The organism is Mycobacterium sp. NGS17 (genome assembly GCF_059813205.1).
In genome coordinates, this window is the sequence record NZ_JCALED010000001.1 from 234,980 (window position 1) to 249,908 (window position 14,929).

Annotated in this window: 8 protein-coding genes and 2 tRNA genes; 7 read left to right on the forward strand and 3 right to left on the reverse strand. The window is 65.5% G+C overall.

Annotated features, from left to right (window positions below):
* Positions 1-62 precede the first annotated feature (62 nt).
* The 6 genes from AC5Y7E_RS01110 (at position 63) to AC5Y7E_RS01135 (ending at position 10,450) form a co-directional block, all read left to right on the forward strand.
* Positions 63-136 (forward strand) — tRNA-Ile (locus AC5Y7E_RS01110).
* A 148-nt stretch (positions 137-284) separates the two neighbouring features.
* Positions 285-357: transfer RNA gene (locus AC5Y7E_RS01115), tRNA-Ala, on the forward strand.
* Between the two features lie 233 nt (positions 358-590).
* Entirely contained in the window at positions 591-6,977 is a 6,387-nt protein-coding gene (gene pks2 / locus AC5Y7E_RS01120) for a sulfolipid-1 biosynthesis phthioceranic/hydroxyphthioceranic acid synthase (protein ID WP_499947208.1), read from the forward strand.
* An 11-nt stretch (positions 6,978-6,988) separates the two neighbouring features.
* Positions 6,989-8,428: an acyltransferase gene (locus tag AC5Y7E_RS01125; protein ID WP_499947211.1), complete on the forward strand. Its 1,440-nt coding sequence runs from the start codon at positions 6,989-6,991 to the stop codon at positions 8,426-8,428.
* Positions 8,429-8,453: 25 nt separating this feature from the next.
* Complete coding sequence (locus AC5Y7E_RS01130; RefSeq protein WP_499947212.1) at positions 8,454-9,710, forward strand: glycosyltransferase; 1,257 nt, start codon at positions 8,454-8,456, stop codon at positions 9,708-9,710.
* A gap of 20 nt (positions 9,711-9,730) precedes the next feature.
* Positions 9,731-10,450, forward strand: coding sequence for a GAP family protein (locus AC5Y7E_RS01135; RefSeq protein ID WP_499947213.1), 720 nt, complete (start codon positions 9,731-9,733; stop codon positions 10,448-10,450).
* Between the two features lie 7 nt (positions 10,451-10,457).
* Here AC5Y7E_RS01135 and AC5Y7E_RS01140 read toward each other — a convergent pair whose 3' ends face one another.
* Genes AC5Y7E_RS01140 through AC5Y7E_RS01150 form a run of 3 tightly spaced genes read right to left on the reverse strand, consistent with a single transcriptional unit; the run spans position 10,458 to position 13,980 of the window.
* Positions 10,458-11,414 (reverse strand): rhamnan synthesis F family protein, encoded by a 957-nt coding sequence (locus AC5Y7E_RS01140; RefSeq protein WP_499947214.1) that lies wholly within the window; start codon positions 11,412-11,414, stop codon positions 10,458-10,460.
* Positions 11,411-12,226 (reverse strand): methyltransferase domain-containing protein, encoded by an 816-nt coding sequence (locus AC5Y7E_RS01145; protein WP_499947215.1) that lies wholly within the window; start codon positions 12,224-12,226, stop codon positions 11,411-11,413. Before AC5Y7E_RS01145 ends, AC5Y7E_RS01140 begins: the two co-directional genes overlap by 4 nt.
* 26 nt (positions 12,227-12,252) lie before the next feature.
* Positions 12,253-13,980, reverse strand: coding sequence for an AMP-binding protein (locus tag AC5Y7E_RS01150; RefSeq protein ID WP_499947216.1), 1,728 nt, complete (start codon positions 13,978-13,980; stop codon positions 12,253-12,255).
* Here AC5Y7E_RS01150 and AC5Y7E_RS01155 point away from each other — a divergent pair.
* The gene (locus AC5Y7E_RS01155; protein ID WP_499947217.1) at positions 13,979-14,866 is read left to right on the forward strand and encodes a phthiotriol/phenolphthiotriol dimycocerosates methyltransferase; all 888 of its coding nucleotides are present in this window, start codon (positions 13,979-13,981) and stop codon (positions 14,864-14,866) included. The two genes, AC5Y7E_RS01150 and AC5Y7E_RS01155, sit on opposite strands and share 2 nt — an antisense overlap.
* The last annotated feature ends 63 nt before the right edge of the window (positions 14,867-14,929 follow it).

The following is a 14,929-nucleotide window of genomic DNA, read 5'->3' on the forward strand; positions in this document are numbered from 1 at the left end:
CTGCAATTTTGGGAGTCGGGCGGGGATTGCGGTAATCTCGTCGCTCGGCCGTACGCGAGTACGGGCCTATAGCTCAGGCGGTTAGAGCGCTTCGCTGATAACGAAGAGGTCGGAGGTTCGAGTCCTCCTAGGCCCACAACCATGTGCCCGTCAAGACGTTGCGTAAGACTCGCACTGCCGCTGGGACTTATCGCCGTATTGGCGGCGGTGGCGTGGTCGCGACGTGGAGTCGAGGTCTGGCACGTGGCTGTGGATGACCAAGGTCAGCCACTCGGTCACGATGAGGGGCCTTAGCTCAGTTGGTAGAGCACCGCCTTTGCAAGGCGGGTGTCAGGGGTTCGATTCCCCTAGGCTCCACAAGTCTCACGCGCAGCGACGGGCCGACCGCCTTCTAGTTAACTCTTGTCTCGCACACAACCTGGGTTTCCGGATACCCCCGCGGACCCGTGGTGATCAGCTAACATGCCCGACAACTGACCGGTCGCTACCGAGCGATAAGGCAGCCCATAGCGCAAACTCCACCTTCGCGGGGAGGAGGAAACGGCTTTGTTCGGGCCAGTTCGTCATCGGGTGTGGACTCAGGATCGGCCGTGTCTGTGGTCCCGCTAGGCAAGGCACCCGTAACCCCCGTCGCGATCATCGGCATGGCGTGCCGGCTGCCCGGCGGCATCACCTCCCCGGACCAGTTGTGGGAGGCGCTGCTGCGCGGCGACGACCTGGTCACCGAGGTTCCACCGGAGCGGTGGGACGCCGACGAATATTTCGACCCGCAGGCCGGGGTGCCGGGCCGGTCGGTGTGCAAGTGGGGGGCGTTCCTCGATGACGTCGCGGGCTTCGACGCCGAGTTCTTCGGCATCACCGAGAAAGAGGCGACCGCGATGGATCCGCAGCATCGCCTGCTGCTGGAGACCTCATGGGAGGCCATGGAACACGGCGGCTTCACCCCCCATGCGCTGGCCGCCGCGCGCACCGGCGTGTTCATGGGGTTGATGCATGACGACTACCAATTCGTGCATGCCGAGGCCGACGCGTTGGAGGGGCCCTACGGATACTTGGGCAACAGCTTCGCCATGGGCTCGGGGCGGATCGCCTACACGCTGGGACTGCGGGGTCCGGCGATGACCGTGGATACCGCGTGTTCGTCCGGCCTGGCGGCGGTCCATGTGGCCTGCCGCAGCCTGCACGACGGCGAAAGCGATATCGCCCTGGCGGGCGGCGCTTCGGTGTCGCTCGAACCCCGCAAGTCCTGTTCGGGTTCCGCCATCGGAATGCTGTCGCCGACCGGACGCTGCCACGCGTTCGACGTCGCCGCGGACGGATTCGTGGCGGGCGAAGGATGCGTCGTCCTGATGCTCAAGCGGTTGCCGGACGCGCTCCGCGCCGGCGACCGGATCCTGGCCGTACTCCGGGGTACGGCCGCCAACCAGGACGGCCACACCGTGAACATCGTGACCCCGTCGAGGACGGCACAGGTCGAGGTCTACCGCTCGGCATTGGCCGTGGCCGGTGTGGACGCCCGCACCATCGGCATGGTCGAGGCGCACGGCCCCGGTACGCCCGTGGGTGATCCCATCGAATACGCAAGCCTGGCAGAGGTTTACGGCCACGACGGGCCGTGCGCGCTGGCGTCGGTGAAGACCAACTTCGGGCACACCCAATCGGCTGCCGGGGCGCTGGGGCTGATGAAGACGGTCCTCGCGCTGCAGCACGGCGTGGTTCCACGTAATCTGCATTTCACCCGGCTGCCCGACGACATGGCCGAGATCGAGACCAACCTCTTTGTGCCACGGCAGAATACGGGCTGGCCGAGCAGCGGTCACCACGGCCCCCGGCGGGCCGCGGTGTCGTCGTACGGCTTCTCGGGAACCAATGTGCACGCGATCGTAGAACAGGCACCCGAGGCGGCCGCGCAAACCGGTCCCGGCCCCGACGGTCCGCTGCTGTTCGCCCTGTCGGCCACGTCGGCCAGCGGACTGCGGCAAACCGCGGCGCGTCTTGCCGAGTGGGCAGGCGCACACGCGTTGGACCTTGCCCCAACGGATCTGGCGTACACCCTCGCTCGCCGGCGGGCGCACCGGCCGGTCCGCGCGGCGGTCATCGCACGCAGCATCGAGGAGCTGACCGACGGTCTGGGCGAGATCGCCGCAGGCCACTTCCCTTATCAGGCCGCGGCCGGACACGACGATCGCGGCCCGGTATGGCTGTTCTCCGGCCAGGGTTCGCAGTGGGCGGCGATGGGCGGCGAGTTGCTCGCGGCGGAACCGGTGTTCGCCGCGACCGTGGCCCAGTTGGAGCCCTTGATCGCCGAGGAGTCGGGATTCTCTGTCACCGAGGCCATTTCAGGACCCGACACGGTGAGCGGGATTGACCGGATACAGCCCGCGCTGTTCGCCATGCAAGTCGCACTGGCGGCCACGATGAGGCAATACGGTGTGCGGCCGGGGGCCGTGATCGGCCACTCGATGGGCGAAGCGGCGGCCGCGGTGGTGGCCGGAGCGCTGACGCTGGAGGACGGCGTCCGCGTGATCTGCCGCCGATCGCGGCTGATGTCCACGATCGCCGGCTCCGGAGCGATGGCATCGGTGGAATTGCCGGCCGAGCAAGTGCTTTTGGAACTGATGGCGCGTGGCATCGACGACGTCGTGCTGGCGGTGGTGGCCTCACCCCATTCTTCGGTGATCGGCGGTGGCGCAGCGACGGTGCGCGATCTGGTCACCGCATGGGAGCAGCGGGACGTGTTGGCGCGCGAGATCGCGGTCGATGTCGCCTCGCACTCTCCGCAGGTCGATCCGATCCTCGACGAGCTGGTCGACGCGCTGGCTGAGATCGAGCCCAGGACAACGGAGTTGCCCTTTTACTCCGCGACCGCGTTCGACCCGCGTGAACAGCCCAGGTGTGATGCCTGGTACTGGGCGGACAATCTGCGCCATATGGTGCGCTTCGCCGCGGCGGTGCAGGCGGCGTTGGAAGACGGCTTCCGGGTCTTCGCGGAGTTGGCCCCGCACCCCCTACTCACCCACGCCGTCGAGCAGACTGCCGGAAGCATCGGCATGCCGGCGGCCGCTCTCGCCGCGATGCGCCGAGAGCAAGCGCTGCCCCACGGGCTTCGCGGCTTGGTGGCGGAGCTGTTCGGTAGCGGTGCGGCAATCGACTTTTCGGTGCTCTTCCCGGGCGGTCAGCTGGTGGATGCACCATTGCCCAGCTGGAGCCACAGCCAGTTGCTGCTGACCCGCAAGAGCCCGGATCTGCGGGCGCGCGGCGCGAGCACGGTTCCGGTGCACCCGTTGCTGGGGGCGCATGTCCGGTTGCACGAAGAGCCGCAGCGCCACGTGTGGCAGGGCGAGGTCGGCACCGCGGCTCAGCCCTGGCTGGGCGACCACCGGGTCCACAATGTGTCGGCGCTTCCAGGCGCGGCCTACTGTGAGATGGCGTTGGCCGCGGCTCGCACGGTGTTTGACGAGAGGTCCGAAGTTCGCGACATCCGCTTCGAGGCGATGCTGTTGCTGGACGACGAGACACCGGTGTCGGTGGCTGCGGCGGTGACCCCAACGGGCGCAATCGATTTCGCGGTAGAGACCGTCCAGGACGGCATCCAGATTCGGCGGGCGGCCGCGATGCTGCATCCGGGGGCAGACGAGGACCAGCCACCGGCGTACGACATGGCCGAGCTGATCAAGGCCCACCCGCGCCGGCTCGACGGGACCGAACTGCGCAAGCAGTTCGACGCGCACGGCTTGCAGTATGGACCGGCATTCGCGGGATTGGCTGCGGTGCACCACTGCGACGAGACGTTCGACACGGTGCTGGGCGAGGTCGGCCTGCCCGGGCCCATCCGCTCGCAACAAGGTCTCTACACGGTGCATCCCGCCTTGCTGGACGCCTGTTTCCAATCGGTCGCCGCCCATCCCGGGGCCCGGCTTGCCGGCAGCGCTGGTCTGCTGCTGCCGCTGGGCGTGGACCGAATCCGTGCCTACGGTTCCGCCCGCACCGCGCGTTACTGCTACACGACGGTGACACGGGCCGACCCGGCCGGGTTGGAGGCGGATCTCGATGTGCTCGACGAGCGCGGGACGGTCCTGCTGGCCGTGCGCGGCTTGCAACTGGGCACCGGGACATCGGAGAGCGTCAACCGCGATCGCGTGCTGAACGAGCGGCTGCTGTCCGTCGAGTGGAGGCAGCGAACGCTGCCGGATGTGGAGCCCATCGGCGTCGGAACGTGCTTGCTGATCAGCGCTTCCGCGACCGCCGACGTCGTGGCGACCAGGCTCACCGACGCGTTGAAAGCCGAGGGCGCCCGGTGCGCGACCATGACCTGGCCGCGGCATGCAGATCACGGGGCGACTGCCGAGGCGCTCGGCATGCACCTTGCCGACCAGGTCAGCGCAATCGCCATACTCCTTGACCCCGAGAACGATGCCCCGCAGAAGGAGTGGGCCCGGCTCGGCGAGGACCAAGTGCGTCACCTGGGGCGAATTACCCAGCGAATCGCGGACATTGGCGAAGCACCTCCCCGCCTCTACGTCGTCACGCGGAACGCACGAAACGTGTTGCCGGGTGACGTGGCCAACCTCCAGCAGGCCGGGCTGCGCGGCCTGGTGCGAGCGATCGGCACCGAACATCCGCATCTGCGCGCCACCCAGATCGACATGGACGAGAACAGCGAGGCCGAGCAGCTGGCGCGGCAACTGCTGGGGAGTTCGGACGAGGACGAGACAGCCTGGCGGAATGGCCAGTGGTACACCGCGCGCCTCAGCCCCGCACCGCTACGCACCGAGGAGCGGCGAACGGTCGCGGTGAACAACCAGCACGATGGCCTGCGCATGCAGATCCGCACGCCCGGCGACGTGGACACGATGGAACTGACTGCGCTTCAACGCGTTCCGCCCGGGCCGGGCGAGATAGAGGTCAGGGTGAACGCGGCAGCCGTCAATTTCGCGGATGTGCTGTTGGCCTGCGACCCGTATTCCAGCGCCGACGGGGATACACCCCGGCTCGGTACGGATTTTGCCGGCGTGGTGACCGCGGTCGGATCCGGGGTCACAACCCATCGTCCGGGCGACCACGTCGGCGGCTTCTCCACGAACGGTTGCTGGGCCACGTTCGTCACATGTGACGCCCGCCTGGCCGTGACGCTGCCGCAGGGCCTCACGGATGCCCAGGCGGCGGCGGTGAGTACGCCGCACGCGATCGCGTGGTACGGGCTGCACGATCAGGCCAGGATCGCCGCGGGTGACCGAGTGTTGATTCACTCCGCCACCGGCAGCGTGGGACGGGCGGCCATCGCGATTGCGCGCGCCGCGGGAGCCGAGATCTTCGCCACCGCGGGCAGCGACGAGCACCGGAATCTATTGCGCGACATGGGCGTTGAACACGTTTACGACTCCCGTAGCACCGACTTCGCCGAGCAGATCCGCCGGGAAACGGACGGCGGCGGGGTTGACATCGTGCTCAACTCCTTACCCGGCGCCGCGCAGCGCGCCGGGTTAGAAGTGCTGTCCATCGGGGGACGATTTGTGGAGATCGGTCAGCGCGACGTCTACGCAGGCACCCGGCCGGGACTTGTCCCGTTGCATCGCAATCTCACGTTGCATCACGTCGACCTGGCACTGATGTCGCACAGTCATCCACACCGAGTCGGCGACCTGCTGCGCGCGGTGTACCGGCTCGTCGCAGACGGCGAGTTGCCACTACCGGAGATCGTTCGCTGTCCGCTCGGCGATGCCGCCGGCGCTGTCAGCGCGATCAACGCGGCAGAGCAGGCGGGCAGGGTGGTGCTCGACATACCCCAGTCCGGACACAGCAGTGTCGTGGTACCGCCCGAGCAGGCCCGGCCTTTCCGGCACGACGGCTCCTACATCGTCACCGGCGGCCTCGGTGGCATAGGCCTCTTTCTCGCCGAGAAGATGGCCGAAGGCGGCTGCGGTCGCATCGTGCTCAGCTCACGCACAGAGCCGAATCCCAAGGCGCTGCAAACGATCGAGCTCATACGGGCGATGGGAACCGACATCGCGGTGGAATGCGGTGACATCACCGCAGCCGACACAGCGCCGCGGCTGGTGAGCGCTGCGACCGCGACGGGGCTTCCGTTGCGCGGGGTGCTGCACGCCGCTGCGGTCTTCGAAAACGCGATGCTGGCCAATATGACGGACGATCTCATCAGCCGCAACTGGGCTCCAAAGGTCCACGGCGCGTGGAACTTACACCAGGCCACGGCCGCGCTCCCGCTGGATTGGTTCTGTGTGTTCTCCTCGGCCGTGGGCCTGGTGGGCTCACCCGGGCAGGGGGCGTACGCGGCCGCCAACGGCTGGCTGGACGCATTCGCGCGCTGGCGGCGAACCCAGGGTCTGCCCGCCACGGCGATCGGGTGGGCGTTGTGGGCCGAGGTGGGTCGCGCCGCCGAAGTCCGAGCCGAGGGGGGCGAAGAAACGACGCCCGGCCGCGACGGCGAAGGCACCGCCATCGCACACTGGCGTGACACGGCTTTCACCGCGGACGAAGGTGCCTACGCGTTTCAGGCCCTGCTGCGTTACGACCGTCCGTACTCCGGTTACGCAACGTTGACGGGAACGCCGTGGTTCGCCGCCTACGCGCAACGCAGCCGGTTCGCTGAACTGTTCCGGTCCAACGACCAAAGCACCTCGGACACGGGCGAACTGCTGAACGAGTTATACGCGCTGCCATCGGACGAATGGCCCGTTCGACTGCGCCGGATGATCTCCGATGCCGTCAGCCTGATTCTGCGCCGCACCATCGATCCTGATCATCCCCTCTCCGAATACGGCCTCGACTCCATGGGCAACCTCGAGCTGCGCACCCGCATCGAGGCCGAAACCGGGATCCGGGTCACCACCAACGACATCACCACCATCCAGGGCCTGGCCGGGCTCCTGTGCGAAAGGCTGGCTCCCGCGGGTCGTCTCGGCGGCCTTGAGACAAGTCAACACGTCAAGGCGTGGGCCGAGCCGCAGGTGGACTGAAGGAGGCGTGGGTGTTCATAGGTGCAGGGCCAACGCGGGGGCTGTTCGTGGGAACCGTCTACGACTGGACACCCGAGGCGGGAAGGATCGTGACTTGGCAGCCATCGCCCGCTTCGCTGGCGAAAGCCCGGCAAGCTCCGATCAGTGCGGTGCCGCTGAGCGCGATGCAGGACGCACACCTTCGCGGCTTTTCCCGCTACGCCGCACGCGGGCTCGACTATGCGCGGCTGGTGATCGGCTCCGGCGACGAGCCTGGCCGATGCGATGTCCGAGCCATGGGCTACGTCATCAACTCTCACCTGCGCCGGCACAAGACGTATCACAGTTGGTTCGAGTACGGCGATGAGGAAAGCATTGTGCGGCACACGATCGTGGACCCCGCCGACATCGACTTCGTTCCGGTCCGGCAGGACAACATGACGCCACGGGAGTGGCACCAGTTCGTGCTGTCGACTCCGGACCCGTTGCAGTGGGATTGCTTCAGGTTCGGCATCATTGCGCGCGACGACCACTTCACCATTTTTGCGATCGTCGACCACCTGCACTGCGACCCAACGATTATCGCCGGCCTCTACACCGAGATCGTGATGAACTATCGCGTCCTGGTGGCCGGCCGTGCGCTCGTTCAGGCGCCGCCCCCGGCCAGTCACGACGACTTCTGCATCAGAGAACAGCAGCACGTAGCATCCCTGTCCGCGGACTCCACCCAGGTTCGCAGGTGGATCGAATTCGCCGAGCGCAACGGCGGGACCTTGCCGGACTTCCCGCTGCCGCTCGGTGATCTCTCGCAGGCCACGGGCGGCGACGTGGTGGTCGATCGGCTGATGGATCAGAAGCAGACGGCCGAATTCGAATCCCGCTGCATCGCGGCGGGTGCCCGAGTCAGCGGCGGTTTGTTCGCCTGCATAGCTCTCGCGCAGCACGAGTTGACGGGCGCTACAACATATTACGGCCTTGCACCGACCGATAAGCGCAGGTCGTTGGCGGAATTCTCGACGATGGGCTGGTTCACCGGCGTGGTGCCCTTCACCGTGCCGGTGAACCCGGCATCCTTCGAAGCGACCGCCCGGGCCGCGCAGGCGTCCTTCGATTCGAATATGGACCTCGCCAACGTGTCGTTCAACGAGATATTGAAGTTGGCACCGTGGCTCAGGGCATGGGGCCCGAACTGCACGATGGTCAACTACATGGACGCGGGCCTTCCTCCCTTCTCTGCCACCGTCACCTCCCACATGAAGGATGCGAATGTCAGCATCTACTGCGACCCCAGGGATCCGGCGCACCTCTACTTCTCGATAATCCGCCTCTTCGATGAGGTGTCGATGTGGGTGAACCTGCCGAAAAACACGATCGCCAAAGATTCGGTGATCCGGTACGTCAGTGCGATGAAATCGGTGTTGCACCGTGCCGCGGACGGCCGGTATACAGGTGCAGCGGTTCAGGTGTCCTGATGAAACCTGATATCGGGTTGCGCCGATGAAAGTCGTGTTGGCCGCCCATGGGACTCGCGGGGACGTAGAGCCATGCGCCGCAGTCGGTGTGGAACTGCTGCGCAGGGGGCACGACGTGCGCATCGCGGCCCCGCCCAACCTCATCGGCTTTGTGCGGTCGGCCGGCCTTAGCGCGGTCGGGTATGGCCCGGATTCGCACGAGCAGGTCAGCGCGGTTGCCGACTTCGTTCACCACGCCTTCAGGCCGCAGAATCCCATCGACTTCATGCGCTCAGGCAGGGACCTCTTCGTTGCGGGCTGGGCGCAGATGAGCCGGACGTTGGCCGAACTCGCGGACGGCGCCGACATGCTCGTAACCGGCCAGACCTACCACGGCGTCGTCGCCAACGTCGCTGAGTACTACGACATTCCGCTGGCGGCGATCCACCACATGCCGATCTGCGTCAACGGGCAACTCGCCCTGCCTTCCATACCGTCGCCCACTCCCCTGGTTCGCTCTACATTGAGGGCGGCGTGGTGGCTGTATTGGCGCATCACCAAGGACGCCGACGACGCGCAACGACGCGAACTGGGGCTGCCGCGGGCAGCCGCGCCCGCGGCCAAGCGGATGGCGCAACGCGGATCTCTCGAAATCCAGGCCTACGAGCAGGCTTGCTTTCCCAAGCTTGCCGCCGAATGGCACGGCCGGCGACCCATCGTCGGCGCGCTGACGTTGCAGTTGCCGACGGATGCCGACGCTGAGGTCGCGAAATGGATCGGCACGGGCGCGCCGCCCATCTACTTCGGCTTCGGCAGCACGCCGATCCAATCCTCCGCCGACACGATCGCCATGATCGGCGCGGCCTGCGCGGAACTAGGTGAACGTGCGCTGATCTACGGCGATGCGCGCGATTCCACCGGCATCCAGCACCCCGACGAGGTGAAACTGGTGGGCCCGGTGAACTATGGGGCCATCCTTCCGCTTTGTCGCGCAGCAGTCCACCACGGCGGCGCGGGTACCACCGCCGCAGCCCTTCGGGCCGGAATCCCGATGCTGATCCTTTGGGACGTAGCCGATCAGCCGCTATGGGCGGCCGCGACGGTCCGGCTGAAAGTCGGCCGCGCTCAACGCTTCTGCACGATCACCCGAAATTCGCTGGTGGCACACCTACGCCGGATCCGCGCGGCGCACTACGTCGCGCGCGCCGGTGAAGTCGCCACCCACCTGACCGATCCGGCCGAAAGCGTCACCGTGGCGGCCGATCTCATCGAGGGGGTCGTTCACCGGAAGCGCGTTGCCTGATGTGGGCCACGGTGCTGGTAGTGGCGTTATGGGTCGCGACGGACCCGACGCGCCTGGTCGTGGTCGTGGCCCTGATGTCGCGCATGCGGCCCAAGCACAACCTGATCGCATACTGGCTGGGCGGCCTGGCGGCCGGTATCGCCCCTGGAATCGCGGTCTTCGGCTTGAAGCTGGTGATGCGCGATTCGGTGCCGCTGGTCATGGGAGACATGAGCTCCGCAGTCTTCCGATTCACCGGCGGGTATTTCCAGATCACCATCGGCGTGCTCGCGCTGCTGATCGCGGGAGTGCTGTCAACGAGGTATCGGACGCGACAGCGTGTCGAAGTGTCGATCTACGGCGCCGTTTCGGAGGCCCCGGATCGCCAAAGCACGTCAACCGCGATCGCACGGATCAGGGCCCGCGCCGGTCGCGCGTTGCAAGGCGGCAACCCGTGGTTCGCGTTTGGGATCGGTCTGGTGTCGACGATGCCGCCGATCGATTACCTGGTCGTGCTCATCGTCATCGTCTCCTCGGGCGCCGCATTCGGCACTCAGCTGAGCGCGGTCGTGATGTTCACCCTCGTGGTGCTGGCTCTGGTTGAGATCCCGCTCATCGGCTACCTGGTCATGCCGGCAAAAACCCGGGCGCTCATGCTGCAGCTGCAGAGGCTTGCCGTAGCGCACCGGCGGCGGATTCTGATCGCCGTGCCCACAGTGGCGGGGCTTGCGTTGATCGCGGCGGGTCTGGGCAGCATCTGAGCCCCGCCTAGGGCAGGACATGGTTTCTGCCGCCGAGCCTTTCGACGTTCGATTGAATGAGTCGATAGGGATAGGGAGTGTGCTGCTCGATGACATCGCGCAGGTGCGTCATCGACTTGCGCAAGCGCTTGTCGCGCACCACGGTCACCTTGAGGAAGGGGAACCCGAAGTCCTCGATGAGGTCGTCCCAGAAGTAGAGGGTGCCGTTGTTTCGCCCCGACCGTTTGCTGCCCCATCGCTGCGATGGGTGCCCACCGCAGGTTCTTATGGCGGCGGCGGAGACGTACGGTTTGACGCTGAGCCCGGCGTTACGCGCGCGCCTGGACAGGCCAACCTCGTACCGCCAGATGAGAGTGCCTTTGTGCACGGGGTACTGGAACTCGGCCCACAGGTCGTTGAGGAAGGGGCGGGTGCGTGAATTGAGATCCCACGCCAGGAAAAAGGACTGGAGGTGGGAAAACATCTGGGTGTTTTCGATGGCGCCGTACATGTCGGCACCGCGGAAGGAACCCCACATCTCCTCGAGAGGGAAGAGGGGACCGAAGACGCTGTCGTTCGCGATGGCGAAACGGTCGAACTGATCAAGCGACCATCCGCGCTGCCGGAGGACGCACCACGCGAGGTGCCACGAGCCGAAGTCGAAGGAAAGCGTGCGACGGGTGTAAATGCCCGCACAGAACGGGCGGATGGTGGCGACCGATTCCGCGGAGAGGACGGGCGAGGCAGAAACGAAGACAATGGTTGCCCCGAGCCCGTGCAGCGCCTTCAGGTAGTAGGTGACGTATGGGTCGACGACGCCTTGGACATCGAAGTGTGCGAACAAAAGGAGGGTGCGACGACCGGAAGGCGGCTGCGATGGAAGCTCCAGATGGCTTTCGCAGATGAACCGTAAAGCGTTGGGGCTCAGTCGGTATCGAATGGTATCGATGGCGCGCGCGGATTTCGTACCCAGCACGCGTTTCATGGCGCCGCGACGAGATCGGCTGCATGCGGTGCCGGCAGTGTGGCCGCGGCGCCGGTCTTCACGGCGAGCGCGAAAAGGTCGGTTCGCGTGGTTGTCACGTCCACGATGCCGAATCCAACGCGCTCCAGCATCTCCTCGATCAGCTCGACATCAAAAACATGATGGTGAAGGGTTCGGTTGTAAAAGTTGTTCAGGCTTCGCTTCCTGAACCGCTGACGCCCGCGTGCCGGCCAGTCCCTGCGTAAGTCGTGGAGGGCCAGGATCTCATCGAGATGAGTCAGGTCGTCCTCGCCGACATCGGCGGTGAAATCAGCCAGCAGGTGTTCGAACTTCGTGACCGGGCGCCGGTGGTCGAAGTTGTGCTTCTTGTTCGGGACCACGAGCACCAGTGCTCCGCCCGCCTTGACGACCCTTCTCCATTCGACCAGAGCCTTCAACGGGTTTGCGGTGTGCTCCAAGCAGTTCGAGGACAGCACGAAATCGTATCGGGCGGTCGAGAGCCCGGGCAGGTCGGTGGCGTCGGCAATGAATTGGCGACCGCGTTTGTTGCGGTGGTAGTGGTAACCCGCGTCGGCCTCGATGCGTCCCTCCCAGATGGTGTCCGCGGAGAAGTTGACGCCATCGAGCCCCCTGACCCGTTGATAAAGGGGCAGCACGGTTCTGAAAAGCACACTCGGGCCGCCGATCTCGACACCGTATTTGCCGTCGACGAATGACTGATACCTGTGACGTAGCGGTAGCCGCCACCGAGCGTGTCGCATCGTGAACCCCGGCCCGTTCTCCCGCGACGAATACTGGTACCAGTACGTCAATTCCGTGATCGTCCGTGTCCGGGGCACTAAGCGTCCAAGCGGGCGAACTGATTCTGGCGATAGCGCTCGACGCAGGCCGCTCTTCTGACCTTGCCACTGGTGGTGATGGGAATCGAACCCGGGGCTACCACAACGAGATCCGCGACGCTGACCCCGTGCACATCGGAAATCGCGGAAGTGACTTTGCGTTTGACGACGTCGAACCCGTCCCCCGCCCCCTCCTGAGAGGCAGCCCGGTTCTTGAGTTCGATGATGGCGACGAGCTTTTCGGTGCCCTTGTCCGGAACAGCGATCGCCGCGCACCGTCCCGGTGCGACACTCTGGATGGTCCCCTCGAGGTCGTCGGGACAGTGGTTGCGCCCGTACACGATCAAAAGATCCTTGGTACGGCCGATCATGAACAGTTCGCCGTCGGAGATGAACCCCAGGTCCCCGGTTCTCAACCAAGGCCCTTCAGGGGTTCCGGCCGACGGGGCGACCAACGTTGCGCCGAACGTATGCTGCGTCTCGCTCGGCTTCTGCCAATATCCGCTAGCGACGTTGCCGCCGTGCACCCAGATCTCACCGGTGGTTCCCGCCGGGCACTCGATACGGCTCTCGGGATCCACGACACGCACCATCGGCGACCGCGGCACGCCGTAACTGACGAGCGCCGTGCCGCCGATGTCTGACTGGCGCTTCGCGTGGCCCGCGGTCAGTTCTTCGGAGTCGAAATGCACGATCCGCGGTGGCTGACCCGCCTCACGGGTTGAGACGTACAACGTTGCCTCGGCCAATCCATACGATGGGCGCAACACCTTGGACTGGAGGTTGAAGCGGGCGAACCGCTCGGCGAAGCGCTGCAGGGTGGCGGGCTGTACCCGCTCGCCACCGTTGAAGATGCACGACACGTCGCCGAGGTCGAGCCCGGCAAGGTCATCGTCTGAGGTTTTTCGGACCGCCAACTCGAAGGCGAAGTTAGGCGCTGCCGAATGCGCCCGACTGTTCTGTGCCAGCAATCGCATCCATCGGGCCGGCCGCTGCAGAAAGGAAACCGGACTCGTCAGCACACTGCGAAATCCCGTGAGAACCGAAAAGATGACCCCAAGTTGCAAACCCATGTCGTGATAGAGCGGCAACCAGGACACCATCGTGCTGTCCGGTGGGGCGACTCCCCCGTGGTCCCCGAAGAAGGCGGCATTCATGTGCTCGAAGTTGGCCAGGATGTTCTTGTGCGACACCATGACCCCGGCCGGGGTGCGCGTCGATCCCGACGTGTACTGCAAATACACTGTGTCCGTTGAACTCTCGACCCTGGTAGCGGGCGCCTTCTTCGAATCGAGATCCAGCAAGTCAACTGCGATGAGCGATGGGGCCGCATCGCGCGACTTCGGGCCGAGACAACCGGCGATATCGTCAGCGACGGAGGACGTCGTGAGAACCGCAGCGGGCGACGCGTCGCGCAGCACCGAGCCGACCCGTTCGTCGCTGTCGGCGCCCAGCGGAACCGCGATGAAGCCGGCCTGTATCGCGCCGAGAAACGCAATGACGTAGTCGAGGCTTTGGGGCGCCAGTATCAGGGCACGGTCACCGGTTGACCCGTGCAGCCGAAGCTCGTCGGCAACGTTCAGCGCCCGCCGGTACAGCTGCGCCCACGTCAAACTCTCCTCGATGCCGGCCCAGTCCCGTTGATAATTCATAAACGTGAACGCCGTCCGATTCGGCGCCAGACTGGCTCGTTCGCGCAGCAGGGCCGGAATGGGAGACTTGAGCATGGGCGTCAGGTTACCTCGGCCGTTATCACCACGCCGGTTTTGCAGCAAAGACGATGAGCGGCTCCAACACACCCCGATCGAAGGCATCATCGACCGGCTGAATCGCAACCCGGTCTTGCTGAAGCTTTTGAACCTGCGCTTCAAATACGGCTACCAATTTCTTAGCCGCCTGCTCATCAGGGACGACGTGTTGTTCCTGAATTACGGATACGAAGAGGACCCGCCGATGGCGTTGCCGCTGACGGCGGCCGATGAGCTCGATCGGTTTCCGATTCAGCTCTACCACCGCACGGCCGCGCAGGCGGACCTGGCGGGCAAGGACGTGCTGGAGGTGAGCTGCGGCCACGGTGGCGGCGCATCGTATTTGATGCGGACCCTACGCCCGGCGACCTATACGGGCCTGGACCTGAACCCGGTCGGCATCGAGTTCTGCAGAAAGAGGCACACTCTGTCCGGCCTGAAGTTCGTGCAGGGCAACGCCGAAAGCCTGCCCTTCCCCGACGGGTCCTTCGACGCAGTGGTGAACGTCGAAGCCGCGATCAACTATCAGGACGTTCCCAGATTCTTCGCGGAGGTGGAACGCGTGCTGCGCCCCGGCGGGCGGTTCTTGTACGCCGATATGCGCTACGCCGACGAAATCGCCGCCTGGGAGGCGGACCTGGCCAACATCCCCATGCGGCTGCTGTCCGAACGGGTCATCAACGCGGAGGTCATGCGCGGACTGGAGCAGAATCGGTTCGTCGATCAAATCACGCGTCGCCTACCGAACATCGCGCTGCTGCGCGGCCTGGCTGATGACTACGCGGGTGGGGTTGGGTCGTTGATCCATCGCCGGCTGCAAAACGGCCAGGCCTCCTACCGGATGTTCGCCTTTGCCAAGGATTGAGGCGCTTGGCACCAAAATCTTGTGCCGCAGGCGTCTGAGTGAAGGAGCTAACACTCCCTAGTG